The sequence below is a fragment of the Gordonia sp. SMJS1 genome (genome assembly GCF_029866425.1).
Classification (GTDB): Bacteria; Actinomycetota; Actinomycetes; order Mycobacteriales; family Mycobacteriaceae; genus Gordonia; species Gordonia hongkongensis.
Window position 1 is genome coordinate 1,422,541 of record NZ_CP123381.1, and the last position, 24,367, is coordinate 1,446,907.

A 24,367-nucleotide genomic window follows, 5' to 3' on the forward strand; every position below is an offset into this window, starting at 1 on the left:
ACGACGTCAATACTGTGAGAACCGACCGAGCGAGTGATCTGTCGCACAAGCGTAGGGTGCGCGCGGGGTGGCGATTCCCGACAGGTTTAAAGTCCGATATGGCCCGCATTACACCCTTGCGCGGGCAAATCTACGAGATGGTGAGCTGAATGGATCTCTTCGAATACCAGGCGAAGGAACTGTTCGCCAAGCACGGGGTTCCCACCACACCCGGTCGGGTGACCGATGATGCCGCCGATGCGCGGGCGATCGCCGAGGAAATCGGCAAGCCCGTGATGATCAAGGCGCAGGTCAAGACCGGCGGGCGTGGCAAGGCAGGCGGCGTCAAGTACGCCGCGACCCCGGACGACGCGCAGTCCCACGCTTCCAACATCCTTGGCCTCGACATCAAGGGCCACGTCGTCAAGAAGCTGCTGGTCGCCGAGGCCAGCGACATCGCAGAGGAGTACTACATCTCCTTCCTGCTCGATCGCACCAACCGCTCCTACCTGGCCATGTGCTCGGTCGAGGGCGGTATGGAGATCGAAGAGGTCGCAGCGACCAAGCCCGAGCGCCTCGCGCGGGTCGCCGTCGACGCCGTGAAGGGTGTCGATCTGGAAACCGCGCGCTCGATCGCCGAGCAGGGCCATCTGCCTGCCGAGGTGGTCGACGCCGCAGCGGTCACCATCGCGAAGCTCTGGGAGGTCTTCGTCAAGGAAGATGCCACCCTGGTCGAGGTCAACCCGCTCGTCCGCACTCCGGACGATCAGATCCTCGCCCTCGACGGCAAGGTCACCCTCGACGCCAACGCCGACTTCCGTCAGCCCGGCCACGAGGAGTTCGAGGATCGCGACGCCACCGATCCCCTGGAGCTCAAGGCCAAGGAGAACGACCTCAACTACGTCAAGCTCGACGGCGAGGTCGGCATCATCGGCAACGGCGCGGGCCTGGTCATGTCGACCCTCGACGTGGTCGCCTACGCCGGTGAGAAGCACAACAACGTGAAGCCCGCGAACTTCCTCGACATCGGCGGCGGCGCCTCGGCCGAGGTCATGGCTGCCGGCCTCGACGTCATCCTCGGCGACGAGCAGGTCAAGAGCGTCTTCGTCAACGTCTTCGGTGGCATCACCGCATGTGACGCCGTCGCCAACGGCATCGTCGGTGCTCTCGAGAAGCTGGGGTCCGACGCCAACAAGCCGCTGGTCGTCCGCCTCGACGGCAACAAGGTCGACGAAGGCCGCAAGATCCTGGCCGATGCGAACCACCCGTTGGTCACGCTCGCCGAAACCATGGACTCGGGCGCCGACAAGGCCGCCGAGCTGGCGAGCAAGTAAGGGAGCCACGGAATATGTCGATCTTTCTGAACAAAGACAACAAGGTCATCGTCCAGGGCATCACCGGCGGTGAGGGCACCAAGCACACCGCTCTGATGCTCAAGGCCGGCACCAACATCGTCGGCGGTGTCAACGCGCGCAAGGCCGGCACCACCGTGTCGCACGTCGACGCCGACGGCAACAACGTCGAGCTGCCGGTGTTCGCATCGGTCGCCGAGGCCATGAAGGAGACCGGGGCCGACACCTCGATCGCCTTCGTGCCGCCGAAGTTCTCCAAGGACGCCATCATCGAGGCCATCGACGCGGAGATCCCGCTGCTCGTGGTCATCACCGAGGGCATCCCGGTGCAGGACTCCGCCTACGCGTGGGCCTACAACGTGGAGAAGGGCGAGAAGACCCGCATCATCGGCCCCAACTGCCCCGGCATCATCACGCCGGGTGAGGCGCTGGTGGGCATCACGCCGAACAACATCACGGGCAAGGGTCCGATCGGTCTGGTCTCCAAGTCGGGCACCCTGACCTACCAGATGATGTACGAGCTGCGCGATCTCGGCTTCTCGACCGCCATCGGCATCGGCGGCGACCCGGTCATCGGCACCACCCACATCGACGCCATCGAGGCGTTCGAGAAGGATCCCGAGACCAAGCTGATCGTGATGATCGGTGAGATCGGCGGCGACGCCGAGGAGAAGGCCGGCGAGTACATCAAGGCCAACGTGACCAAGCCCGTCGTCGGCTACGTCGCGGGCTTCACCGCCCCCGAGGGCAAGACCATGGGCCATGCCGGCGCCATCGTCTCCGGCGGTGCGGGCACCGCCCAGGGCAAGAAGGAAGCCCTCGAGGCTGCAGGCGTCAAGGTCGGCAAGACGCCGTCCGAGACCGCCGCGCTGGCGCGGGAGCTCTACGAGGCACTGTAAGAAGTCACGAGAACCGAAGAACCCGAGCGGGTCTGCCCGCTCGGGTTTTTTCGTGGGCCGACCGACCGGATCGGCGCGTGCGATAATTCGTCGGTGAACTCCCCGGCGCGACGCGGCGCGATCTCCCAGCTGGCAGGGGAGTCGATGCGGTTCGCCGGGGTGGTGGTCGACGTCGCAGAACGTCTACCCCTCGCGGGCGGGGTCGTCGGGTCCGTCCGTGCGCGGCTGGCCGAAGCCGCCGACACCGCTGTCACCGTGGTGGTCTCGACGACGCGAGCCGTTCTGGGCGTCGTCATCCGCGAAGTGGTCGACGCCCTGGTCGAGGAGGTCGACCTCACCGACCTCGTCCTCACCCATGTCGACCTCACGCGCCTCATCGGCGAGGTCCTCGCTCTCATCGACATCGACGAGGTCATCACCACGGTCGATCTCGATCGTGCTGTCGCACAGGTGGACCTGATGGCGGCGATCGACCTCGTCGACCTCGACGCGGTGATCGGAAAGGTCGATCTCGACTCCGTCGCCACCGGAATCGACATCGACGCGATCGCCGCGCGGATCGACATCGACGCCATCCTCGGGCGGGTCGATCTGATCGGGCTCGCCGAGGAGATCATCGACGGCGTCGATCTCCCCGACATCATCCGGGAGGCGAGCACCTCGGTGACCGCCGATGTGATGACCGACGTGCGCAGCACCAGCGAACGTGCCGACGACGCGGTGGCCAACGCGGTCAATCGATTTCTGCGTCGCCGCGGTGCCGCGGCCATCGAGGCAGCTCCCGATGAGGAGGGGCCACGATGACCGCGGAACCGAAACCGACAGAGCCGCTGCAGAACTCGTCCCCGACGACGCCCGGTCTGCCGCCCGTGCACAAGGCCCATGCGGTGCAGGACCGGGACAAGAACGCGGGCATCGTGAGCCGGGGTGTCGCCTCGTTCCTCGACCTCCTCGTCGTGTGGACGATCCTCGGTGCCGCCTACGCGGGCCTGTCCCTGATGAAGTTCGTGCTCTCGGTCAGCGAATTCTCGTTGCCGGAGGTCAATCTGGTCTTCACCACGACCGGCTTCGTGCTGGTGGCGGTGCTCTACCTCGCGACGTGCTGGGAGGTCTCCGGACGCACACTCGGGTCGGTCGTGATGGGCCTGCGGGTGGTCAATTCAGAGGGTGCCCGGATTCGGCCGACCATCGCAGTGCTGCGCGCCCTGCTCTGTACGTTCTTCGCGATCGGTCTGGTGTGGGTGGTCGTCGACCGGCGTCGGCGGTCGGTGGCCGACGTCCTCCTGCGCACCCGGGTCATCTACTCTCGCTGACCGCCTTGAGCTGAGCCAGTCCCTTCTCGAAGTCCTTGCCCAGCATCTTGTCGAAGATGCCGAAGAACCCTGCCACGCGGCTGAACAACGTCTGTGCGCCGACCATCGTCCAGGACACCCGCGTCGCCTGTCCCTCCGGCGCGAGTTCGAAGGTGACGGTGTTGGTGGCCTTCATCGGCTTCTCGAAGGCCAGGTGCACCTCGACCTCGCGCGGCTCGTCGACGCGCGTGATCTCCATGGCGCCGCGACCGGCCTTCTTGTTGCCCGACCACGCGTACTTCGCCCCGACACCGGATTCCGCACCGGAGTAGTCGCGCGTCATGTCGGGGTCGACGCCTTCCCACGGCGACCAGTGCACCCACTGGTGGAAGTCGACCAGGTACGGCAGCACCGCAGTAGGTGGTGCGTCGACGATGGTGGATCGGGTGATGCGGAAGGTGTCGGTCATGCGGGCCCCCGGAAGAGATCGGTCGGATGGTACGGAACGGGTGTCGGGCTGACGAGAGTATGACACCGTGCGCCGACGGAAATCGTCGCGCCGGGGCGTCGCGGAGGGTGTCGACTCAGGCCGGAGCCGCCCGGCCGCGGCGGGATACGGTGTGAGGCATGGGTGAGCGGGCATGGCTGACGGCGACAGACCTGCGCGTGATGATCGTCGACGACGACACGTGGGAACCGTGGGATGCGCCGGTCGGTGAGCCGGCCACGACGTCCGATGGTGCGGACGACACCTATGCCATCGAGCTCGACCGGGCACGCCGAAAGAGCGGTTCGGACGAATCGGTCACCACCGGCGCCGGCGCGATCGGCGGCCGGCGAGTGGCGATCGTGCTGGGGGAGTTCGAGTTCCTCGGCGGGTCGATCGGGCGCGATGCGGGGGCCCGGATCGTCGCAGCGGTCCGACGCGCGACACGCGAACGACTTCCGCTGCTGGCGTTTCCCGCCTCCGGAGGCACCCGGATGCAGGAGGGGACCGCGGCGTTCCTGCAGATGGTCGCCATCACGGGTGCCGTGACCGACCACAAGGCCGCCGGCCTGCCCTACCTGGTGTACCTGCGTCATCCGACCACGGGCGGGGTATTCGCGTCGTGGGGTTCGCTCGGCCACATCACCTGGGCGGAACCCGGAGCGCTCATCGGTTTTCTCGGGCCGCGCGTCTACGAAGGCCTGTACGGGGAGCCCTTTCCGGCCGATGTTCAGACCGCGGAGAATCTGGTACGCACAACGGTTGTCGACGACGTGGTCGATCCCGTCGATCTGCCGGCCCGCCTCGCCGCGGTGCTGCGACTGCTCGACGCGCGTGACCGGCCGTCGTCGGACGGCTCGGTGACGGTACGTCCGCAGCGCGCGCAGACGGGGGAGCAGGAGGACACCTGGGCCTGTGTGCTCGCCACCCGCGAGGCCGGACGCGCGGGCCTGGTCGAGTTCCTGGCCGGCGGGGATTCGGCGCCACTGTCGGATGCCGGGCCACTGCGCTTCTCGCTCAGCGACTTCGACGGTCGGGTCGCGTTGGTCGTCGGCTACGACCGGACGTCACAGGCGGCGGGCGACCTCCCGGGGCCGCGACACCTGCGCGAGGCGCGGCGGGCGATCATGGCGGCCGGCGACCTCGGACTCCCGGTGGTCACCGTGATCGACACCCCGGGCGCGGAACTGTCGGTCGTCGCCGAGGAGGGTGGCCTCGCCGCGCAGATAGCGCGCTGCACAGTCGAATTGCTCAGTGTGCGCGTGCCGACGGTCTCGGTCCTCCTCGGGCAGGGTGCGGGCGGCGCCGCGCTCGCGCTGTTCCCCGCCGACGTCCGGGTCGCGCGCGCCGACGCCTGGCTCTCGCCGTTGCCGCCCGAGGGAGCGAGTCTCATCGTGCACCGTGATCTCGACCATGCCGGTGAGATGGCCTCGCGGCAGGGCATTCTCGCCGGGCGCATGGCCGCGCAGGGCATGATCGACCACGTCGTCGACGCCGGATCGGACGACGAAGCGCTGTCGGCGATCCGCGACTGGATCGGCCGGTACCTCGCGGGATCGCCGGTTCCGGACGACGAAGCACGAACGCGCGTGCCGACGAAAGACGCGCGATGAGCGCGCGCGTCGTCGCCGTCGGGGCGCTCATCACCGACGAGTCAGGACGGATCCTGTTGATCCTGAGGCGGAACGAGCCGTCGGCCGGCCACTGGAGCCTCCCCGGCGGCCGGTCGAACCCGGAGAGTCGCTGGAGCGGGCGGTGATCCGCGAGGTCGAGGAGGAAACCGGTTTGCGGGTGACGGTCGGCGAACCGGCCATCCAACTCGAGATCCCGGTCGGCGACGGACGGGTGTATGAGGTCCACGACTTCCGTGCCGAGATCCGTTCCGGGGAACTACGTCCAGGTGACGACGCCGCGGACGCGGCGTACTTCACACCGGCCGAGGTCCGTCGGGCGAAGGTCACGAACCGCTTGGTGGAGTACCTGGAGCAGGCCGGTGTGTTGCCGCCGGAGTCGCCCTGACGGCGCACCCGCCGACGGTCCCGGTGCAGCGGGGCCGACGTGGTGCACGGACCTGGTTTTGTGCAGGATGGAGGGATGACCGATCTACTGCCCCTGGACCCTGACCAACTCCTCACCACCACCCGCTCGGTGCGCAAGCGTCTCGACTTCGAGCGTCCCGTGCCGCTCGACGTGGTCAAGGAGGCGCTCGAGGTCGCGTTGCAGGCGCCGACCGGCAGCAACAGCCAGACCTGGCACTGGATCGTGCTCACCGATCCCGAGCTGAAGCAGAAGGTCGCGGATTACTACGCACAGTCGTTCGCCAAGTACTACGCCGGCCAGGCTCCGCGGGACGAGACCGGCAAGCGCGTCGCGTCCAGTGCCCAGTACCTCGCCGACACGATGGGTCAGGTCCCGGTGCTCGTCATCGGGGCGATCTACACCGGTGGCGACCTGCCGGCGGGTAACCAGGCCGGCGTATGGGGTTCGCTTCTGCCGGGCGCGTGGAGTCTGCAGCTGGCGTTGCGTGCCCGCGGCCTCGGGTCGGCGTGGACGACTCTTCATCTGAACTACGAGAAGGAGGTCGCCGAGCTCCTCGGCATCCCGGCCAACATCCATCAGGGCGTGTTGCTGCCGGTGGCCTACAGCAAGGGCACCGATTTCAAGCCCGCGCCGCGCAAACCTCTCGACTCGGTCCTCCACATCGACGGCTGGTGAGGGCGGGGTGCCGGGTCACGGCTGATCCGGCACCTCACACCGGAGTGCCGCCAGCGCCATCGCGGTGAGGAGGCGGCGCAGTCCGTGCTGGTCGAACGCGGGCAGGCGAGGCGACGAGTTGAGCAACCCGAACATCGCGTGAACGCGCACGCGGGCTTCCTCGCGGTCGAGTGTGCCTCCGTTCTCGTCGATCACCGCGAGGAGGACGTCCACCCACCGCTCCACGTACCGGCGCTGCAGCAGCCGGACCCGGTGATTGGCGTCCGGGGTCATCGACGGCAGGTCCCGGTCCTGCACCGTGATGAGGTCGGGACGGGTGACGAGGACGTCGATGTGAAAGCCGATGAGCGCCACCAGGGTTTCCGCCGGTGAGCCGCCGCGGTCGGCGACCTCGCTGCCGCCGTCGTGCAGTCGCTGACTGATGTCGATGAGCATCTCGTCGAGTAGCTCGGTCTTGGAGGAGAAGTGGCGGTACATGGCCGGGCCGCTCACCCCGACGGCTCGTCCGATGTCCTCCAGTCGCACGCCGGCGAATCCTCGCTCGGCCATCTGATGGGCGGCGGCGGACAGCAATTCGGCACGACGGGCCGCCTTGGCCTGGGTTCGGCGCGTCGGCGGACGATTCGTGATCTCCGATTCGTCCTCGCGCGGTTCATGCGTCGCGGACATCGATCCCGAACTCTACGCGTTCGCGCGTGCGGACGAGATGCAGCGTGTCCGACGTCGGCGCGCGGATCGCGGGGTGGGTGACCCGGTCGAATGAAAACTGCACCAGCCGGTGCTCACGAGGCCGGGAAGGGCTTAGTCTTGCGCATGATCGCGCGCCGGACGGCGGGCGCAGAACAGCCCGCGAGGGCGGCGGGCCGAGTCCCGCAGCAGCGACGAGGAGCGGATCGTGAATCCAGGCGAACCTCAGCACCCCGGCGGTCAGTGGTCAGGCGTTCCGCAGGGCCCGCCGCAGACCGGGGGCTTCGCCGGCAACCAGGATCAGACGGCCCACGTCCAGCACCCCGGCACCGGGAGTCTTCCCCCTCAGCAGTGGAACACCGGCGCGCCGTACCCGCCTCCCGGTCCCGGCTGGGGACAGCCGGCCCGCGGGCCACGTGCCGACCTGGCGGTGATCTTCGCGCTGGCCTCCGCGGTCGCGGGGGTGGTCACGTATTTCATGGGCTTCCTCGGGTGGATCTCGGTCGGGGTCGGTGCCGAGGAGGAACTCAACCGATGGGGAACGGATTTCGAGGAAGGGCAGGGCGGCATACCCGCGTACTTCTCCTACGAGATCGTCCTGAACCCCGGCAAGTTCTTCATCCTGCTCGGGGTCGTCGGCATCGCGGCGACGTTCGTGCTGGTTCCAAGCTATCGCAAGGCGCTGCCGTTCCTCGCGGTCGTCGGAGTCGCCGCATGGCTGGCCCTGTTCGCCGCGGCACTGATCACGCCGCCGTTCCTCGACCTCGGTGCCGGTGCGATCGTCGGGCTGATCCTGGGATTCCTGCAGGTGGCGCTGCTCATCGCGGCGGCCTTCTTGTACGGTCTGAAGAAGGATGACTCGCCCGACCGGGGATGACGCCCCCGACGATCCGATCGTTCGCCTCCTGCGTCGTGCGGGATGTGTCTTCGCCGACGATGAAGCCGCGCTGCTTCGCGAACACGCCGCCGACGCAACCGAACTCGACACGCTCTGTGCCCGACGCGTGGCCGGCGTACCGATCGAGCATCTGGTGGGCTGGGTGCAGTTCGGCGAGTTGCGGTTGTCCGTGGGCCCGGGCGTCTTCGTGCCGCGGCAGCGTTCCCTGTTGTTGGCGCGCACCGCGATTGCCGCGGCGGGTGCGCGCCGGTCGCCGACCGTACTCGAGGCGTTCTGCGGCGTCGCACCCATCGCCGCGAGTGTTGCGGCCGCGGTGCCCGGCGTCGAACTGCATGTCGTCGATGCCGACGACACCGCCCTCGGCTTCGCGCGCCGAAACCTGCCGGGCGGGACCGGGATTCACCTCGGTGCCGGGCTCGTCCCGCTGCCGGACGACCTTCGCGGCCGCCTGGACGTGATCGCCGCAGTACCTCCCTACGTGCCCGAGTCGGCGCTCGGACTGCTGGCGCCGGAGGCGCGGGATCACGAACCGCGCGGCGCGCTGCTCGGCGGCCCGGACGGCCTCGACCACATCACGGCGTTGATCGCCGACGCCCGGAGCTGGCTCGCCGTCGGTGGCGAGTTGCTGATCGAGATGAACACCGCCCAGTACGACCTGGTCGCCGTCGCCCCGCCGACCAGAGCACACTACGAGTGCACGGTCGTCGCGGGCGACGACGGCCAGACCGCCGTGGCGCGTCTTCGGCGGGCACGCTGAGGCCGGCTGAAAACCACCCTCCAGCGGTGCCCGACGCCTCATGGGCGTCGGGTGCGCTGTGTCGGGCGGTTTTCAGTTGCGCTAGCTCGAAAGCCCTAGATCCCCAGCACCTCCCGCTGCCGTGCGACCGCTTCCCGGTAGCGCTCGACGTTGGCCATCTTGATCCCCTCGTAACCCCGGACCATGTCCGGTAGTTCCGCGAGGTCGACGACCGCGGGCAGCTGGTCCGCGCCGATGCGTCCACTCGCGAGCGCGTCGAGCGCGGCGTCGACGAGTTCCCGGTATTCGATGATCAGCGCACGTTCGGTGCGACGGATCTCGCTGCGGCCGAACGGGTCCAGGCGGGTTCCCCGGAGGCGCTTCATCTTCGCGAGCGCGCTCAGCGGGGTGTCGGCCCACGATCCCAGCGCCAGCTTCTCGCGCATCCCCATACTCCGCAGGGTCGGCGGATGGAGCCGCACCGCGACCTCGGCGTCGGCGCCGAACTCGTCGGCGATGCGCGCGGCGAACGCCGGGTCCTGCGTGAGCCGGGCGACCTCGTACTCGTCCTTGTAGGCCATCAGCTTGAACAGGTTCCGGGCGACGGCGGCGGTGAGCGAGGGGTCGGATGCGACGCGTCGTACGCGGTCGACCGTGTCGAGGTAGGTTCGCGCGTATTTCTCGTCGGAGTGGGCGGTCAGCTCGTCGTACCGGATCGCGATGGTGCGCCGGAGGTCGGCGTCGATATCCCCGAGCGCGCTGACCACCTCGAGGGCGTGGCGGCTCGGTTCGATCTCGGCGACCCCGCGACCGTGCAGTCCGTCGATGGTGCCGGACACGGAGTCGGGATCGGCCACGACCTGCCGCCCGCGCCGGAACGCCTGGACGTTCGCATCCACGGCCACGCCGTTGAGCTCGATCGCCCGCTCGATGGATTCCGCCGAGATGGCCAGCGCCCCGGCTTGATACGCAGCACCGACCATCAGCATGTTGGCGTACTGCTCGTCGCCGAACAAGGCTGTCGACACCGCTCCCGAATCGAGGTACACGGTCCGCGCGACCCGGGAGTCGACCGCGGAGTGGACGGCGGAGTCCGCCGGGAACCCGACCGAGGTGTCGATGACCATCAACCCGGTCGGCACCTGGGTGGTCGAGACGATCGCGACCGTCTTCTCGGGAGCGGTGACCTTGAGGTTGACCGGGTCGGTACCGACCAGCGGGTCGCACACGAGGTACAGGTCGCAGTCCTCGGACGCCACCTTCGCCGCCTGCTCCAGCGGATGCGGGGCCACCTTGATGTCGCTGACCACGGCGCCGCCCTTCTGCGCGAGCCCGGTCATGTCGACGGTCCGGGCCGAGTGGCCGTCGAGGACGGCAGCGGTGGCCAGGACCTGGGACACGGTCACCACGCCGGTACCGCCGATACCCGTGATGCGCAGGGAGAAGGTGTCGCGGATGGCGGGGACCGCGGGCATCGGCAACACGGTGTCCGCCAGATCGGCTGCGCGCGTGCGGATGCGGTCGGTGCCCGGGGTGATCGTGACGAACGACGGGCAGTCGCCCTTGAGGCAGGAGAGGTCGAGGTTGCACGAACTCTGGTCGATGCGCGTCTTGCGTCCGAACTCGGTCTGGACCGGGTGCACCGAGAGGCAGTTCGACTTCTCGCCGCAGTCGCCGCACCCCTCGCAGATGCGTTCGTTGATCAGGACGCGACGAGTGGGGGTGGGCATGGCGCCGCGCTTGCGCTTGCGGCGCTTCTCGGCGGCGCAGTGCTGATCGTGGACGAGCACCGAGACGCCCGCGACGCCCGCGAGTTCGGTCTGTACCTCGAGCAGGTCATCGCGGTGGCGAACCTCGACGGTGTCGGGGAGTCCCAGCGTACGAACGTGTTTCGGGTCGTCGGAGGTGACCACGACCCGGCTGACGCCTTCGTCGAGCAACAGTGACGTCAACCGCGGCAGGGTCATCCCGCCCACCGGATCCTGTCCACCGGTCATCGCGACGGTGCCGTTGTAGAGCAGCTTGTAGGTGATGTTCGCGCCCGACGCCACGGCGGCCCGCAACGCCAGCGACCCCGAGTGCGAGAAGGTTCCGTCGCCGATGTTCTGCACGAAGTGGTCCGCGGACACGAACGGGGCCATGCCGATCCACTGCGCGCCCTCGCCGCCCATCTGGGTGACCCCGGCGATGTCGCCGACCTGCCGGGGATCCATCAGCAACACCATCGCGTGACAACCGATGCCGGCGCCGACCAGGGTGTTCTCGGCGACCTTCGTCGAACTGTTGTGGGGGCAGCCGGAGCAGAAGTACGGCGTGCGCACCGCCAACGGGAGTTCGATGCGGGTGCGGCGAGCGGCTTTGCGGTCGAGCCAGATCCGCGCGGCGTCGACCCCGTGGCGGGCGAGACGGTCGGCGAGTCCTCGGGTCACCGCGTCGACGTCGAGTTCGCCGAAGCGGGAGAACAAGGTCGATCCGTCTTCATGCACCTTCCCCACGATGCGCGGGGCCCGCGGGTGGCGGAACAGGATGTCGCGCATCATCGTCTCGATGAAGTCGCGCTTCTCCTCGACCACGATGACCTCGTCGAGATCGCCGGTGGCGGTGTCGAACATGAAGCGATCCAGGATCTCTCGCTCGATCGGGTAGACCATGCCGAGCTTGAGGATGCGGATTCCGAGCCGGCGCAGATCCTCGTCGTCGATCCGCATCAGTCGCAGTGCTTCCCGGAGATCGAGGTAGGTCTTTCCCGCGGCGACGATGCCGATGCGGTCGTCGGGACTCGAGACCACGATCCGGTTGAGGCCGTTGAGCCGTGCGTACTCCTGCGCACGCGGGAGCCGGGTGGTCAGCTGATTCTGTTCGAGTTCCATGAGATGGGCGCCGAGCAGTCGTCCGCTGGGCACGTGGGGGCTCGTCCCGAGGTCGCCGTAGACGGGCACTATGCGGTCCGGGTCGACGCGTGCGGTCGACGCGCCGTCCGCGACGTGCGCGGAGATCTTGAGCGAGGTCCAGACCCCGCTGGTGCGACTCATGAGCGCCGCATGGACACCGAGATCCAGGATGTCCTGGGAATCGGCCGGATAGAGGATCGGGATGTAGAGGTCGGCCAGCGCCATCTCCGACGCGCACGGGACCGTCGAGGATTTCGCGCCCGGGTCGTCACCGACGAGCGCGACCGCGCCACCGGCGGAATGGGTTCCGATGAGGTTCGCGTGCCGCAGGGCGTCCGTCGCGCGGTCGAGACCGGGCGCCTTGCCGTACCAGTATCCGACGACGCCGTCGCGGGGGAGTCCGTCCGCGGACGGCGTCAATTCGGCACCGCCGATGACCTGTGCGGCGAGCTGTGAACCCATCACCGAGGTCGCGGCGAGCTCTTCGTTGAGACCGGGCCGGTGGATGACGTCGTACGGGGCGAGATGCTCGTGCCGTCGGGCGAGTTCGAGATCGTAACCGGCGAGGGGAGAACCCTCGTAGCCGGAGATGAACGAGGCGGTCCGGAGGCCGGAACGGCGGTCGACGCGAGCGCGGTCGCGGACCATGCGTACCAGGGCCTGGATGCCGGTGAGGTAGATGTCGCCGGACTCGCGGGTGTAGCGGTCGTCGAGCGAGAACCCGGTGGCTGCCGTCTCGGGCGGCGTGCCGGGGGTCGGGACGTGCTCGGAGCGAGCGCGGTCGTCTGCGAGGGTCATGGGGTCACCTGGCCTTCTATGTGCGGTGGCCGGTCCGGGGTTCCGGGGTGTCGGCGCATCGGTTGTGTCGGCCCGGGGGTGGTGGGCCTGCCACAACAGTACGAGAAGACGTGATGCGCGTCACGTAGGTCATGTCGACGCGGTGGATGAACCGGGGCGTGACATGGGCCACTTCATCGCGTACGATCACTTTCAGTTAATAGCCACTAACTGAAGGGTCGACGGTGACCAGCACGCTCGACGGCTTCCGGGCCGCACACCAGCGCAATCTCGACCTGCTCGACGAACGCCTGCGAGAGGTGTCCGCCGGCGGCGGCGCGAAGGTTCGTGATCGCCACGTCGCTCGCGGAAAGTTGCTCCCGCGGGACCGGGTCGACGGGCTGCTCGACGTCGGGTCGCCGTTCATCGAGGTGGCCCCGCTCGCGGCCTTCGGGATGTACGGCGGCAAGGTGCCCGCCGCCGGGGTCATCGCCGGCGTGGGGCGCGTCGCGGGTCGAGAGTGCATGATCGTCGCCAACGACGCCACGGTCTCCGGCGGCACGTACTACCCGGTCACGGTCAAGAAGCATCTGCGTGCGCAGGAGATCGCGGCGGCCAACCGGCTCCCGTGCATCTACCTCGTCGACTCGGGCGGCGCGATGTTGCTCCAGCAGGACGAGGTGTTCCCCGACCGGGATCACTTCGGACGGATCTTCTTCAATCAGGCGACCATGAGCGCCGCCGGCATCCCGCAGATCGCCGCGGTGCTCGGGTCGTCGACCGCCGGCGGGGCCTACGTCCCGGCGATGAGCGACGAGACGGTGATCGTGCGCAATCAGGGCACCATCTTCCTCGCGGGCCCGCCACTGGTGAAGGCGGCGACCGGAGAAGATGTCTCCGCCGAGGACCTGGGCGGTGGTGCGATGCACTCATCGGTCTCCGGTGTCACCGACCACCTCGTCGACAACGACCAGCAGGCGCTCGCCAAGGTCCGCGAGATCGTCGCGACCCTCGGGCCCCGCGAGGCGCCACAGTGGGAGACGATCCCGGTCCGCGAGCCGGTGCGGCCGCAGACCGACATCTACGACGTGGTGCCCACCGACCCGCGAACTCCGTACGACGTCCGGTCGGTCATCGAAATACTGTGCGACGGAGGGGAATACAACGAGTTCAAGGCGAACTACGGCACCAGTCTGGTGACGGCGTTCGCGCACCTGCACGGTCACCCGGTGGGGATCGTCGCCAACAACGGTGTCCTGTTCAGCGAATCCGCGCTGAAGGGAGCCCATTTCATCGAACTGTGCGACCAGCGTCGCATCCCGTTGCTGTTCCTGCAGAACATCACGGGCTTCATGGTCGGCAAGGCCTACGAGCAGGGCGGCATCGCCAAGAACGGGGCCAAGATGGTCAACGCCGTGGCGTGCGCACGCGTGCCAAAGTTCACCGTCATGGTCGGCGGCTCCTTCGGCGCGGGCAACTACTCGATGTGCGGACGCGCCTACTCGCCCAGATTCCTCTGGATGTGGCCCAACGCCCGCATCTCGGTCATGGGCGGACCGCAGGCCGCCGACACCCTCGGAACGGTGCGACGCAACCAGATCGAGCGATCCGGCGCGGAATGGTCCACCGAGGACGAGGAAGCGTTCAAGGCCCCGATCCGCGAACAGTTCGAACAACAGTCGGATGCCTACTACTCGACGGCCCGGCTGTGGGACGACGGGATCGTCGACCCCGCGCAGACCCGGACACTGCTCGGCCTCGCTCTCGAGACCGCCCGCTACGCACCGCTCGCCGATCCGCGCTACGGCGTCTTCCGGATGTGACCGCCGATGCCGACGTCGCCGAGTCCGAACCCGATCTCCACCGCCCCGTCCCGCCGAGCCCGAGGACCCCGACCGTGAGTACCAGACCCATCCGCAGCGTCCTGGTGGCCAACCGTGGTGAGATCGCCTGCCGGGTGATAGACACCCTGCGCCACATGGGAATCCGCAGTATCGCCGTCTATTCCGACGCCGACGCGCAAGCGCGCCACGTCCGGGAGGCCGACGTCGCCGTGCACATCGGCCCGGCCGCCGCCACCCAGAGCTACCTCGACATCGCAAAAGTGGTCGACGCGGCACGCAAGACCGGTGCCGACGCCGTCCACCCGGGCTACGGATTCCTCTCGGAGAACCAGAAATTCGCGGCCGCTCTGGCGGAGGCGGGCATCGTCTTCATCGGGCCGCCCGCGGAGGCGATCGCGACGATGGGAGACAAGATCACGGCCCGGCGCCGTCACCGCTCGCGACGTGCCGGTGGTGCCGGGTCTGTCGCGCCCCGGCCTGACCGACGACGACCTCATCGCCGCGGCCCCCGACATCGGGTTCCCGGTTCTCATCAAGCCCAGTGCGGGTGGCGGTGGGAAGGGGATGCACCGCGTGGCCGAGGCGTCGGAGCTGCCGGCCGCGCTGGAGCGGGCCCGCCGCGAGGCCGCCGCCGCGTTCGGCGACGACGCGCTGTTCCTCGAGCATTTCGTCGACACCCCGCGCCACATCGAGGTGCAGGTCCTCGCGGATCAGCACGGGAACGTCATCCACCTCGGCGAGCGCGAGTGCTCATTGCAGCGGCGGCACCAGAAGGTGATCGAGGAGGCGCCGTCGGCGCTGCTCGACGCCGAGACCCGTGCTCGCATCGGTGAGGCCGCGTGCGATGCCGCGCGCAGTGTCGGCTACACCGGGGCGGGCACGGTCGAGTTCATCGTGTCGGCGCACCGGCCCGACGAGTTCTTCTTCATGGAGATGAACACCCGCCTGCAGGTCGAGCACCCGGTGACCGAGCTCGTCACCGGAGTCGACCTCGTGGAACAACAGATCCGCGTCGCCCGCGGAGAAGTCCTGGGTCTGACGCAGTACACGATCACCCTCAGCGGCCACGCGATCGAGGCACGCGTGTACGCCGAGGACCCGGCCCGCGGTTTCCTGCCGACCGGCGGCACGATCGAGCATCTCGTCCATCCCGACACCTCGGCCGGCGGCGGCATCCGCGTCGACTCGGCCATGCTCGACGGATTGCGCGTCGGCAGTGACTACGACCCGATGCTCGCGAAGATCATCGCCTACGGTGCCGACCGGGAGGAGGCGCTCGAACGTCTCGATCAGGCACTGGCCCACACACGCGTGCTGGGCGTGGTCACCAACATCGACTTCTGCCGCTTCGTCCTGCGTCAGCAGGCGGTCGTGGACGCCGACCTCGACACCGAGCTGTTGGACCGCCTCGTCACCGATTACGCTGCGCCGGAGCCCATTCCCGAGGCACAGGTGCTCGTGGGTCTGGCGCGGATCGGCGCTCGCGATGCCGACGACGTCTGGTCCTCGGCGGTCGGATGGCGGGTCGGCCGATCCGCTCCGGTCCGCACCCGCCTCGTCGCGGGCGGACGGCATTCGACGGTGGCCATCCAGGTCGACGCCGCCGACGAATGGTCCGTCTCGGGAACCGCCACCGTCACCTTCGACGACGACGCCGAGGCGTCGTGGACCGGGCACGTGGTCTACCGGCCGGCGCAACCCGGCGACGGTCGCGGCCCGGACCGCCTGGTCGTCGACGGGGTGACGCAGTCGTGGTCGAGTGTTCGCGTCGGGGAGAGCTGGTGGGTGGGAGGGCCGTCGGGCACCTGGGTCCTCGAACTCGCGAAGCCCCTGCTCGACGAGGCCGCCGACGAGCACGCCGGCGAGATCACCAGCCCGATGCCGGGCACCGTGGTCGCCGTCGCCGCCGAGATCGGGGACGACGTCTCCGCCGGCCAGTCGATCGTCGTCGTCGAGGCGATGAAGATGGAACATGCACTCACCGCGCCGGTGGACGGCACCGTCGACATCTCCGTGAAGGTGGGGGACAAGGTCGACGCGGGACAGATCCTCGCCGTCGTCACCGCCGGCGATCCCCTTGATCTCTGAGGTGCGAGGAGCGAAAGCGACGAGCCTTTACTGATCCCTGAGGTGCGAGGAGCGAAAGCGACGAGCCACGAAGGGCCCTGAACCACCCGTCGACAACCTTCCCAGGAGAACACTCACATGGAACTCACCCAGGAGTACACCGACCTCATCGCGACGGTCCGCGACTTCGCGCAGACCGTGGTGGCGCCGGTGGCCGCGAAACACGATGCCGAGCAGAGCTTTCCATACGACGTCGTCGCCCAGATGGGCAAGATGGGACTGTTCGGTCTCCCCTTCGACGAGAAATACGGCGGCATGGGCGGCGACTACTTCGCCCTGTCGCTCGCGCTGGAAGAACTCGGCAAGGTGGACCAGTCCGTCGCCATCACCCTCGAAGCCGGGGTGAGTCTGGGCGCCATGCCGATCTACCGCTTCGGCAGCGAGGAGCAGAAAGAGCAGTACCTCCCCGAACTCACCGCGGGCACGGCGCTCGCGGGCTTCGGGTTGACCGAACCCGGGGCTGGATCGGATGCCGGGGCCACCGCGACCACGGCCCGCGACGACGGTGACTCCTGGATCATCAACGGCGGCAAGCAGTTCATCACCAACTCGGGAACCGACATCACCTCACTGGTCACCGTGACCGCGGTGACCGGGGTGAAGGAGAACGGCAAGAAGGAGATCTCCACCATCATCGTGCCGTCCGGCACGCCGGGTTTCACCGCCGAGCCGGCGTACAACAAGGTCGGGTGGAACGCCTCGGACACCCATCCGCTGACCTTCACCGACGTACGCGTTCCCAAGGAGAACCTGCTCGGTGTCCGCGGGCGCGGATACGCCAACTTCCTGTCCATCCTCGACGAGGGGCGGATCGCCATCGCAGCCCTCGCGACCGGCGTCGCCCAGGGCTGCGTCGACGAGAGCGTGAAGTACGCCAAGGAGCGACAGTCCTTCGGCAAGGCGATCGGTGAGTACCAGTCGGTGTCCTTCGCGATCGCCCGGATGGAGGCGCGCGCGCACGTCGCGCGGACCGCCTACTACGACGCGGCGGCGAAGATGTTGGCGGGCAAGCCCTTCAAGAAGGAGGCATCGATCGCCAAGATGATCGCCAGTGAGGCGGCGATGGACAATGCCCGGATGGCCACCCAGATCCACGGCGGGTACGGCTTCATGAACGAATATCCCGTCGCCCGGCACTACCGCGATTCGAAGATCCTCGAGATCGGTGAGGGCACGACCGAGGTGCAGCTCATGCTCATCGCGCGCGAGCTGGGGTTCGCATGAGCGACACCACCGGCGGGCGTCGAATCGTACAGCGCGGGTTGTGGTTCGAGGAGTTCGAGGCGGGCACGATCTACGAACACCGGCCCGGACGCACTGTCACCGAGGCCGACAACGTGCTGTTCACGACGCTGACCATGAACACGCAGGCGCTCCACCTCGACGCCGCCTGGTCGGCCGAACAGCCGGGTTTCGGCGGGCAACGCCTGATCAACTCCATGTTCACCCTGTCGACGATCGTGGGATTGTCGGTCTCCCAACTCACCCAGGGCACCCTCGTGGCGAACCTGGGCTTCAGCGAGGTCGCCTTCCCGGCGCCCTTGTTCGCCGGCGACACCCTGTACGCGGAGACCGAGTGCACCGGTAAACGCGAATCGCGGTCGCGTCCGGGTGAGGGCGTGGTGAACTTGACCCACATCGGACGCAACCAGCACGGCGAGGTCGTCGCCCGCGCCGCACGAGCAACGCTGGTGCGCCGGCAACGGACGGAGTGACGACGATGTTCTTCGAGGACCCACCCGGCGGCCCGGTTGCGGGTTCCGGACTGTCGGGGCAGCTCACCAACGCGTGGCTGCCGCCCGGGCCGGCGATGTTGTTTTGCCCGGCGGACCGTCCCGAGCGATACCAGAAGGCCCTCGACCGGGCCGACGTCGTCATCCTCGACCTCGAGGACGCGGTGTCGTCGACGAACCGCGCCGCAGCCCGGGAAGCCCTCGTCGCCAATCCGGTCGATCCGGACCGCACCATCGTGCGGATCAACCCGGCCGGTACCGGCGACTACCGGCGCGACCTCGCCGCCGTCTCGGAGACGAACTACCGGGTGGTGATGCAGGCCAAGGCCGAGGACGTGTCCTCGATCCTGGACACCGCGTTCCAGACGATCGCACTGATCGAGACGCCGCTCGGCGCGACCCGCGCCCGCGACATCGCCGCCACCTCCAACTGCATCGGACTGATGTGGGGGGCAGAGGATCTCGTCGCGGGCCTCGGCGGCACGTCGAGCCGGTTCGGTCCGGGTGAACCCCGTCCGGGTGAGTACCGGGACGTCGCGAGCTGGGTCCGGTCGATGGTCCGCATCGCGGCCGCCGCGTACGGGAAGTTCGCCGTCGACTCGGTGCACCTCGACATCGAGGACGTCGACGGACTCGTCGCCGAGGTCCGCGACGCGGTGGCCCTGGGTTACACCGCGACCGCATGCATCCATCCGTCCCAGGTCGATCACATCCGGAACGGTTACCGGCCGTCGGACGAGGCGGTCGAATGGGCGCGCAAGGTCCTCGACGGTGCGGCCGAACACGCGGGCGGGGTGTTCAGCCTCGACGGCCAGATGATCGACGGGCCGGTCCTGCGCCAGGCCGAGGTCGTCCTGTCCCGTGTGAGCGGTACGCGTACCGATCCCGCCCCCGAGAACTGACGAGCCCCCCGACCATCCGGGCATCCACCCCCCGAGAACAGACCGGAGCAGAACATGAGCACCGAGGCTCACCCGAAGCCTGCACACACGCGCGGTGAGGAGACACCGGCACTGCTCACCGAGACCATCGGCGCCACCCTGGCCCGCACCGTCGCGGACCACGGCGAGCAAACCGCGTTGATCGACGCCGCCGCACGGCGGGAATGGCGATACACCGAGTTCCACCGTGACGTGCGCGCGCTCGCGGCCGGACTGCTACGACTCGGCGTGTCGGTCGGCGACCGCGTCGGGCTGTGGTCGCCGAACCGGTTCGAATGGGTGTTGACCCAGTACGCCGCGGCCGAGATCGGCGCCGTGCTGGTCAATCTCAATCCCGCGTACCGGCAGAACGAGATCGAATACGCGCTGCAGCAGTCCGGGACGAGCGTCGTCCTGGCCGCCGAGAGCTTCAAGGACTCGGCGTATTCGGCGATGCTCGAACAGGCCCGGCCGCAGTGCCCGGAGCTGCGCGAAGTGGTCCTGTTCGAATCCCCCGGCTGGGATGCGCTGTGCGTCGAGCCGAGTGCCGACGAGCTCGCACGCGTCGACGAGATCGCTGTGTCGCTCTCACCCGACGACCCGATCAACATCCAGTACACCTCGGGCACAACAGGTTTCCCGAAGGGTGCGACGCTGTCGCACCGGAACATCGGTAACAACGGGTATCTCGTCGGCGAACTGCTGAACTACACCGCCGACGACCGGATCTGCCTACCCGTGCCCTTTTACCACTGCTTCGGCATGGTGATGGGTAACCTCGCGGCGACGAGTCACGGTGCGGCGATGGTGATCCCGGCGCCGGCCTTCGACCCGCGGGCCACCCTCGAGGCGGTCGCGGAGTACCGCTGCACCAGCCTCTACGGCGTGCCCACCATGTTCATCGCCGAACTCGGCCTGCTCGACGACGGGCTCGACATCGACCTGTCGAGCCTGCGCACCGGGATCATGGCGGGGTCGCCGTGCCCCGAGTACGTCATGCGGCAGGTCGTCGACCGCATGCACATGCGTGAGGTGTCGATCTGTTACGGCATGACCGAGACGTCGCCGGTGTCGACGCAGACGCGGGTCGACGATCCCCTCGAGTTGCGTGTGACCACCGTCGGGCGGGTCGGCCCGCACCTGGAGATCAAGGTCGTCGATCCCGGAACCGGGGAGACCTCGGCGCGCGGCGAGACGGGCGAATTGTGTACGCGCGGTTATTCGGTGATGACCGGGTACTGGAACGACCCGGAGAAGACGGCCGAGGCCATCGACGCCGACGGCTGGATGCACACCGGCGACCTCGCCGACATGGACGAGAACGGTTATGTCCGGATCACCGGGCGCATCAAGGACATGGTGATCCGCGGCGGGGAGAACATCTACCCGCGCGAGATCGAGGAGTTCCTCTACACCCATCCCGACATCCTCGACGCCCAGGTGATCGGGGTGCCCGACGTGAAATACGGCGAGGAGCTGATGGCCTGGGTCCGGTTGCGCGACACCGCAACCGAGTTCACCGCCGACGACCTGCGCGAGTTCGCGACCGGCAAGATCGCGCGACACAAGATCCCGCGGTACGTCCATGTGGTCGAAGAGTTCCCGATGACCGTCACCGGGAAGGTCCGCAAGGTGGCGATGCGCGACGAGGCGGTCTCGATCCTCGAGCAGTTGCGATGAGCACGTCGAGGACTGCGGAGCGGGTCACGAGCACCCAGATGGACCGGTTCGGTCGCTTAGTCGCCGAGCGATTCTGGTCCGGCACAGGCGATTACGACGATCTGTGGTCGTGGTCGGTGGAACATCCGGCCCGGTTCTGGCGTGCCGTCTGGGAATTCTTTGACCTCGACGCCCTCGCCGCGGAGCCGCTCGGGCCCGGGGACGAGGCGGTGCTCGCCGACGACCGGATGCCCGGTGCGGTCTGGTTCCCCGGGATGCGGTTGAACTACGTCGATCAGATCCTCCGGCACGCCGCCCTGCCCGGTGCCGCGATCGTGGGCATCGACGAGGCCGGTGACCGTTCCGAGATCGCGTGGGCGGAACTGCCGGCGCAGGTCGCGGGCCTGGCCGCGGCCCTGCGTGCGCGCGGAGTGGGGTCGGGGGACGTGGTGGCCGCCTACCTCCCCGACATCCCGGAGGCCGTCATCGGCTTCCTGGCCACCGCATCCCTGGGCGCGATCTGGTCCGGATGTGGACAGGACTATGCCCCGCAGGGGGCAGCCGGCCGACTCGGCCAACTCGCACCCAAGGTCCTGTTCACCGCCGCCGGATATCGCTACAACGGTAAGATCGTCGACAAGCGCGCCGACAGCGCCGAACTCGCCGGGCTACTGCCGGAACTGGTTGCGCACATCACGATCGGCGCGACCGAGGAGTCCTCGTCGGCCCTCGACTATGCCGACGCCGTCAACAGCGACCCCGGCGACTTCCACCCGGTCAAGGTGCCCTTCGACCATCCGCTCTGGGTGCTGTTCAGTTCCGGCACCACCGGACGCCCCAAGGGCATCGTGCACGGACACGGGGGAGTCCTGCTCGAGCACCTGAAAGCCGGTGCCCTGCACGGCGATCTGTCCGCAGACGACGTGTTCTTCTGGCAGACGGCCCTCAGCTGGATGATGTGGAACTATCAGGTCGCCGGGCTGCTGTGCGGTTCGCGGATCGTCTGTTACAGCGGTTCGCCCCTGTACCCGGACGCCGACCGCCTGTGGCAGGTCGTCGACGACGAGCACGTCACCTACTTCGGCACGAGTCCCGGTCAGCTGCAGGCCTCGCGGAAGGCGGGTCTGGACCCTGGTCGCCGGCACGACCTCGGTCGGTTGCGCACTCTCGGAAGTACCGGGTCATCGCTCGCCGCAGATCTTTTCACCTGGGTCGACGACCACGTCGGGTCCGGACTGCCCATCTCCTCGATCAGTGGCGGCACCGATATCGTGTCCGCATTCGCCGGCGGCTCCACCGGTGTACCGGTCGTCCCGGGGGAGCTGTCGGTGCGCTACCTCGGTGTGGCACTGGAGAGTTGGTCGCCCGACGCCCGCCCGCTTGTGGGGGAGGTGGGTGAACTCGTCGTCACCGCGCCGATGCCGTCGATGCCCGTGAGCTTCTGGGACGATCCCGACGGTGCGCGCTACCGCGCGGCATATTTCGCCCACGAATGGGAGGGCGGTGCGTCGAGTCCGGAGAAGCCGGTCTGGCGGCACGGTGACTGGGTGACCGTGACCGAACGCGGGTCGCTCGTGATCCACGGCCGCAGCGACGCAACGTTGAACCGCCACGGGATCCGGATGGGATCGGCCGACATCTACGAGGTCGTCGAAGCGCTCGACGAGATCGCCGAGGCCTTCGTGCTCGGTGTCGACGGACCGGACGGCGCCTATTGGATGCCGCTGTTCGTCACCCTGGTCCCCGGCGCGACGCTCGACGACGCGCTGATCGGCCGGATCGCGGGCGCGGTCCGCGACCGCCTCTCCAAACGCCATGTGCCCGACGAGGTCATCGAGGCCCCCGGGATTCCGCACACCCGGACCGGAAAGAAGCTCGAGGTTCCGGTCACCGCGATTCTGGCGGGCCGTTCCGAGGTCAACATCGACCCCAAGGCGGTCGACGATTACGCGCTGATCAACTGGTACGCCGAGCAAGGGCGCGCGCATCGCTGGTGAGCGGGATTCGTGGCCCGGCGGGGCGACCCTGATGTGCAAGGGTCATGGGACCCGGCGGGTATGTGTACTAGCGTGGTCGATAGTTCTGCGCTCGTGGGGGGCGACGGCCGGACGCCGTCACCTCGACGCGACCCGCTGATCCTGACCGACCGACCCGACCAGGAGATCGTCATGACCTACCCACCCGGCGGCTACGGGCAGCAGCAGCCCGAGTCCGGCCAGTCCTACGGCCAGTACGGCAATCAATCCGGATTCCCCAGTCCGGCGCGCACAACACGGGTCCGCAGGCGAGCCCCGCTCCCGGTTCCGATCAGTACGGACAGGCCCCGCAGTACGGGGGTCAGCAGTACGGGGGCCAGCAGTACGGGCAGAGCGGACAGTCCTACGGCCAGGGGCAGCCGGGCTACGGCCAGAGCCCCGCGCAGGGGTACGGCCAGCAGGGATATGGCCAGCAGGGATACGGCCAACCCGGGTACGGCCAGGACCAGCAGGGCCAGCAGGGCTACGGCCAGTACGGATATTCCCCGCAGCCGACCAAGGCGCCGAGTCAGGGACTGCCGGCCATCACCCCGGTTCTTCTCGCCGCCGCGATCGGCGCCTTCGGCCTCATCGCCCTGTTCAGTGGGTTCCTGTCCGCCGCCGAGACCTATGACTTCGCGCTCAAGCTGTTCCAGACCCAGTACAACGCGCCGTACACGCTGATCAGCGTTGCCGGCATCCTGGCGCTCATCTCGCTGATCCCGGGCATCAAGGTGCCTGCGGCGCCGATCGTGGCGTCGCTGGCGATCACCTCGTTCCTGATCACGCTGTTCCAGTTCCTCAACATCGACGACAACGGTGCCGGGGCGATCGTGCTGCTGATCTTCACCCTTCTGTCCGCGGTCCTCGCAGTCGTGTGGTTGCTCGTCGACGCCGGCGTCATCAAGGTGGCGCCCGCGGTGGGCTCGGCGACCGCAGCGGTGGCCCCCGGCTCGTCGGCCGCGCAGTCCGACACCGGCGCTCACCAGCAGACCGGTGGCTACGGCGACGCGCAGACCACCGCCTACGGCACCGGCAGCGCGCAGGCTCAGTACGGCCAGCAGTCGTCGGCGAACTACGACCCGTCGGCCTACTCGCAGTCGTCGGGCGCGTCGACCGCCGGTCAGAGCGGTTACTCCGGCGGTGCGAGCGAATCGTCGGCATCGGCCTCCGGTCACGGCGAGTCGGGCTACGGGGACTACCGTCCCGGCCAGTACGCGGCCGGCGCCTCGGGCGCATCCCCGGCCGCGCCCGGTGGATCCGCTAGCCCCTCGGGCACCGACACCCCGGCCGGAGACCACTCGACCACGGTCTTCCAGAAGCCGGAGCCGCCCACCGGCAGCGGCAACTGACAGA

Annotated in this window: 19 protein-coding genes and 2 pseudogenes; 17 read left to right on the forward strand and 4 right to left on the reverse strand. The window is 68.4% G+C overall.

What is annotated here, in order from left to right; translation table 11 throughout:
- Positions 1-149: 149 nt before the first annotated feature.
- The 4 genes from sucC (at position 150) to QAD21_RS06505 (ending at position 3,543) form a co-directional block, all read left to right on the forward strand.
- Positions 150-1,313 carry an ADP-forming succinate--CoA ligase subunit beta gene (gene sucC / locus QAD21_RS06490; RefSeq protein ID WP_165630366.1) on the forward strand — a complete coding sequence of 388 codons (1,164 nt, stop codon included), beginning with the start codon at positions 150-152 and terminating at the stop codon, positions 1,311-1,313.
- A 14-nt stretch (positions 1,314-1,327) separates the two neighbouring features.
- Positions 1,328-2,230, forward strand: a complete 903-nt coding sequence (sucD, locus tag QAD21_RS06495) for a succinate--CoA ligase subunit alpha (protein ID WP_058251543.1) — start codon at positions 1,328-1,330, stop codon at positions 2,228-2,230.
- 93 nt (positions 2,231-2,323) lie between these two features.
- Positions 2,324-3,034: a hypothetical protein gene (locus QAD21_RS06500; RefSeq protein ID WP_242696992.1), complete on the forward strand. Its 711-nt coding sequence runs from the start codon at positions 2,324-2,326 to the stop codon at positions 3,032-3,034.
- Positions 3,031-3,543 (forward strand): RDD family protein, encoded by a 513-nt coding sequence (locus QAD21_RS06505; RefSeq protein WP_058251542.1) that lies wholly within the window; start codon positions 3,031-3,033, stop codon positions 3,541-3,543. The genes QAD21_RS06500 and QAD21_RS06505 overlap by 4 nt, the downstream gene beginning before the upstream one ends.
- On the opposite strand, the gene QAD21_RS06510 is transcribed toward QAD21_RS06505, so the two are convergent.
- A complete protein-coding gene (locus QAD21_RS06510; protein WP_165630365.1) occupies positions 3,527-3,991 on the reverse strand; it encodes an SRPBCC family protein in 465 nt (154 codons plus the stop codon). The genes QAD21_RS06505 and QAD21_RS06510 overlap by 17 nt on opposite strands.
- Positions 3,992-4,149: 158 nt before the next feature.
- Between QAD21_RS06510 and QAD21_RS06515 the strand changes: the two genes are divergently transcribed.
- The 3 genes and pseudogenes from QAD21_RS06515 (at position 4,150) to QAD21_RS06525 (ending at position 6,724) form a co-directional block, all read left to right on the forward strand.
- Positions 4,150-5,622, forward strand: coding sequence for a carboxyl transferase domain-containing protein (locus tag QAD21_RS06515; RefSeq protein WP_165630364.1), 1,473 nt, complete (start codon positions 4,150-4,152; stop codon positions 5,620-5,622).
- Positions 5,619-6,028, forward strand: a pseudogene (locus tag QAD21_RS06520) (NUDIX domain-containing protein). The gene QAD21_RS06515 and the pseudogene QAD21_RS06520 overlap by 4 nt, the downstream one beginning before the upstream one ends.
- Positions 6,029-6,103: 75 nt before the next feature.
- Positions 6,104-6,724, forward strand: coding sequence for a nitroreductase family protein (locus QAD21_RS06525; protein WP_165630362.1), 621 nt, complete (start codon positions 6,104-6,106; stop codon positions 6,722-6,724).
- Between the two features lie 15 nt (positions 6,725-6,739).
- On the opposite strand, the gene QAD21_RS06530 is transcribed toward QAD21_RS06525, so the two are convergent.
- Complete coding sequence (locus tag QAD21_RS06530) at positions 6,740-7,393, reverse strand: TetR/AcrR family transcriptional regulator (protein WP_165630361.1); 654 nt, start codon at positions 7,391-7,393, stop codon at positions 6,740-6,742.
- Positions 7,394-7,619: 226 nt separating this feature from the next.
- Here QAD21_RS06530 and QAD21_RS06535 point away from each other — a divergent pair, with 226 nt between their 5' ends.
- Both QAD21_RS06535 and QAD21_RS06540 read left to right on the forward strand, forming a co-directional pair.
- On the forward strand, positions 7,620-8,288 hold the full coding sequence (locus QAD21_RS06535; protein WP_165630360.1) for a DUF5336 domain-containing protein: 669 nt from the start codon (positions 7,620-7,622) through the stop codon (positions 8,286-8,288).
- Positions 8,266-9,066 (forward strand): methyltransferase, encoded by an 801-nt coding sequence (locus QAD21_RS06540; protein ID WP_165630359.1) that lies wholly within the window; start codon positions 8,266-8,268, stop codon positions 9,064-9,066. The genes QAD21_RS06535 and QAD21_RS06540 overlap by 23 nt, the downstream gene beginning before the upstream one ends.
- 95 nt (positions 9,067-9,161) lie before the next feature.
- On the opposite strand, the gene QAD21_RS06545 is transcribed toward QAD21_RS06540, so the two are convergent.
- Positions 9,162-12,734 (reverse strand): indolepyruvate ferredoxin oxidoreductase family protein, encoded by a 3,573-nt coding sequence (locus QAD21_RS06545; protein WP_165630358.1) that lies wholly within the window; start codon positions 12,732-12,734, stop codon positions 9,162-9,164.
- A gap of 224 nt (positions 12,735-12,958) precedes the next feature.
- Between QAD21_RS06545 and QAD21_RS06550 the strand changes: the two genes are divergently transcribed.
- The 7 genes and pseudogenes from QAD21_RS06550 to QAD21_RS06580 all read left to right on the forward strand — a co-directional run bounded on the left by QAD21_RS06550 (position 12,959) and on the right by QAD21_RS06580 (position 22,993).
- Complete coding sequence (locus QAD21_RS06550) at positions 12,959-14,536, forward strand: carboxyl transferase domain-containing protein (protein ID WP_277244471.1); 1,578 nt, start codon at positions 12,959-12,961, stop codon at positions 14,534-14,536.
- Between the two features lie 74 nt (positions 14,537-14,610).
- Positions 14,611-16,645: pseudogene (locus QAD21_RS06555) on the forward strand (biotin carboxylase N-terminal domain-containing protein).
- Between the two features lie 117 nt (positions 16,646-16,762).
- Positions 16,763-17,908, forward strand: a complete 1,146-nt coding sequence (locus QAD21_RS06560; RefSeq protein ID WP_280360898.1) for an acyl-CoA dehydrogenase family protein — start codon at positions 16,763-16,765, stop codon at positions 17,906-17,908.
- Positions 17,905-18,399 (forward strand): MaoC family dehydratase, encoded by a 495-nt coding sequence (locus QAD21_RS06565; protein WP_277244468.1) that lies wholly within the window; start codon positions 17,905-17,907, stop codon positions 18,397-18,399. The genes QAD21_RS06560 and QAD21_RS06565 overlap by 4 nt, the downstream gene beginning before the upstream one ends.
- A gap of 5 nt (positions 18,400-18,404) precedes the next feature.
- Positions 18,405-19,319 carry a CoA ester lyase gene (locus QAD21_RS06570; RefSeq protein ID WP_280360900.1) on the forward strand — a complete coding sequence of 305 codons (915 nt, stop codon included), beginning with the start codon at positions 18,405-18,407 and terminating at the stop codon, positions 19,317-19,319.
- Positions 19,320-19,373: 54 nt separating this feature from the next.
- Complete coding sequence (locus tag QAD21_RS06575) at positions 19,374-21,017, forward strand: AMP-binding protein (protein WP_277244466.1); 1,644 nt, start codon at positions 19,374-19,376, stop codon at positions 21,015-21,017.
- Entirely contained in the window at positions 21,014-22,993 is a 1,980-nt protein-coding gene (locus QAD21_RS06580) for an acetoacetate--CoA ligase (protein ID WP_280360902.1), read from the forward strand. Before QAD21_RS06575 ends, QAD21_RS06580 begins: the two co-directional genes overlap by 4 nt.
- 242 nt (positions 22,994-23,235) lie before the next feature.
- Here QAD21_RS06580 and QAD21_RS25325 read toward each other — a convergent pair whose 3' ends face one another.
- Positions 23,236-23,460 carry a hypothetical protein gene (locus QAD21_RS25325; RefSeq protein WP_348534495.1) on the reverse strand — a complete coding sequence of 75 codons (225 nt, stop codon included), beginning with the start codon at positions 23,458-23,460 and terminating at the stop codon, positions 23,236-23,238.
- A 162-nt stretch (positions 23,461-23,622) separates the two neighbouring features.
- On the opposite strand from QAD21_RS25325, the gene QAD21_RS25330 reads away from it, so the two are divergent.
- Positions 23,623-24,363: a DUF5336 domain-containing protein gene (locus tag QAD21_RS25330; RefSeq protein WP_348534517.1), complete on the forward strand. Its 741-nt coding sequence runs from the start codon at positions 23,623-23,625 to the stop codon at positions 24,361-24,363.
- The last annotated feature ends 4 nt before the right edge of the window (positions 24,364-24,367 follow it).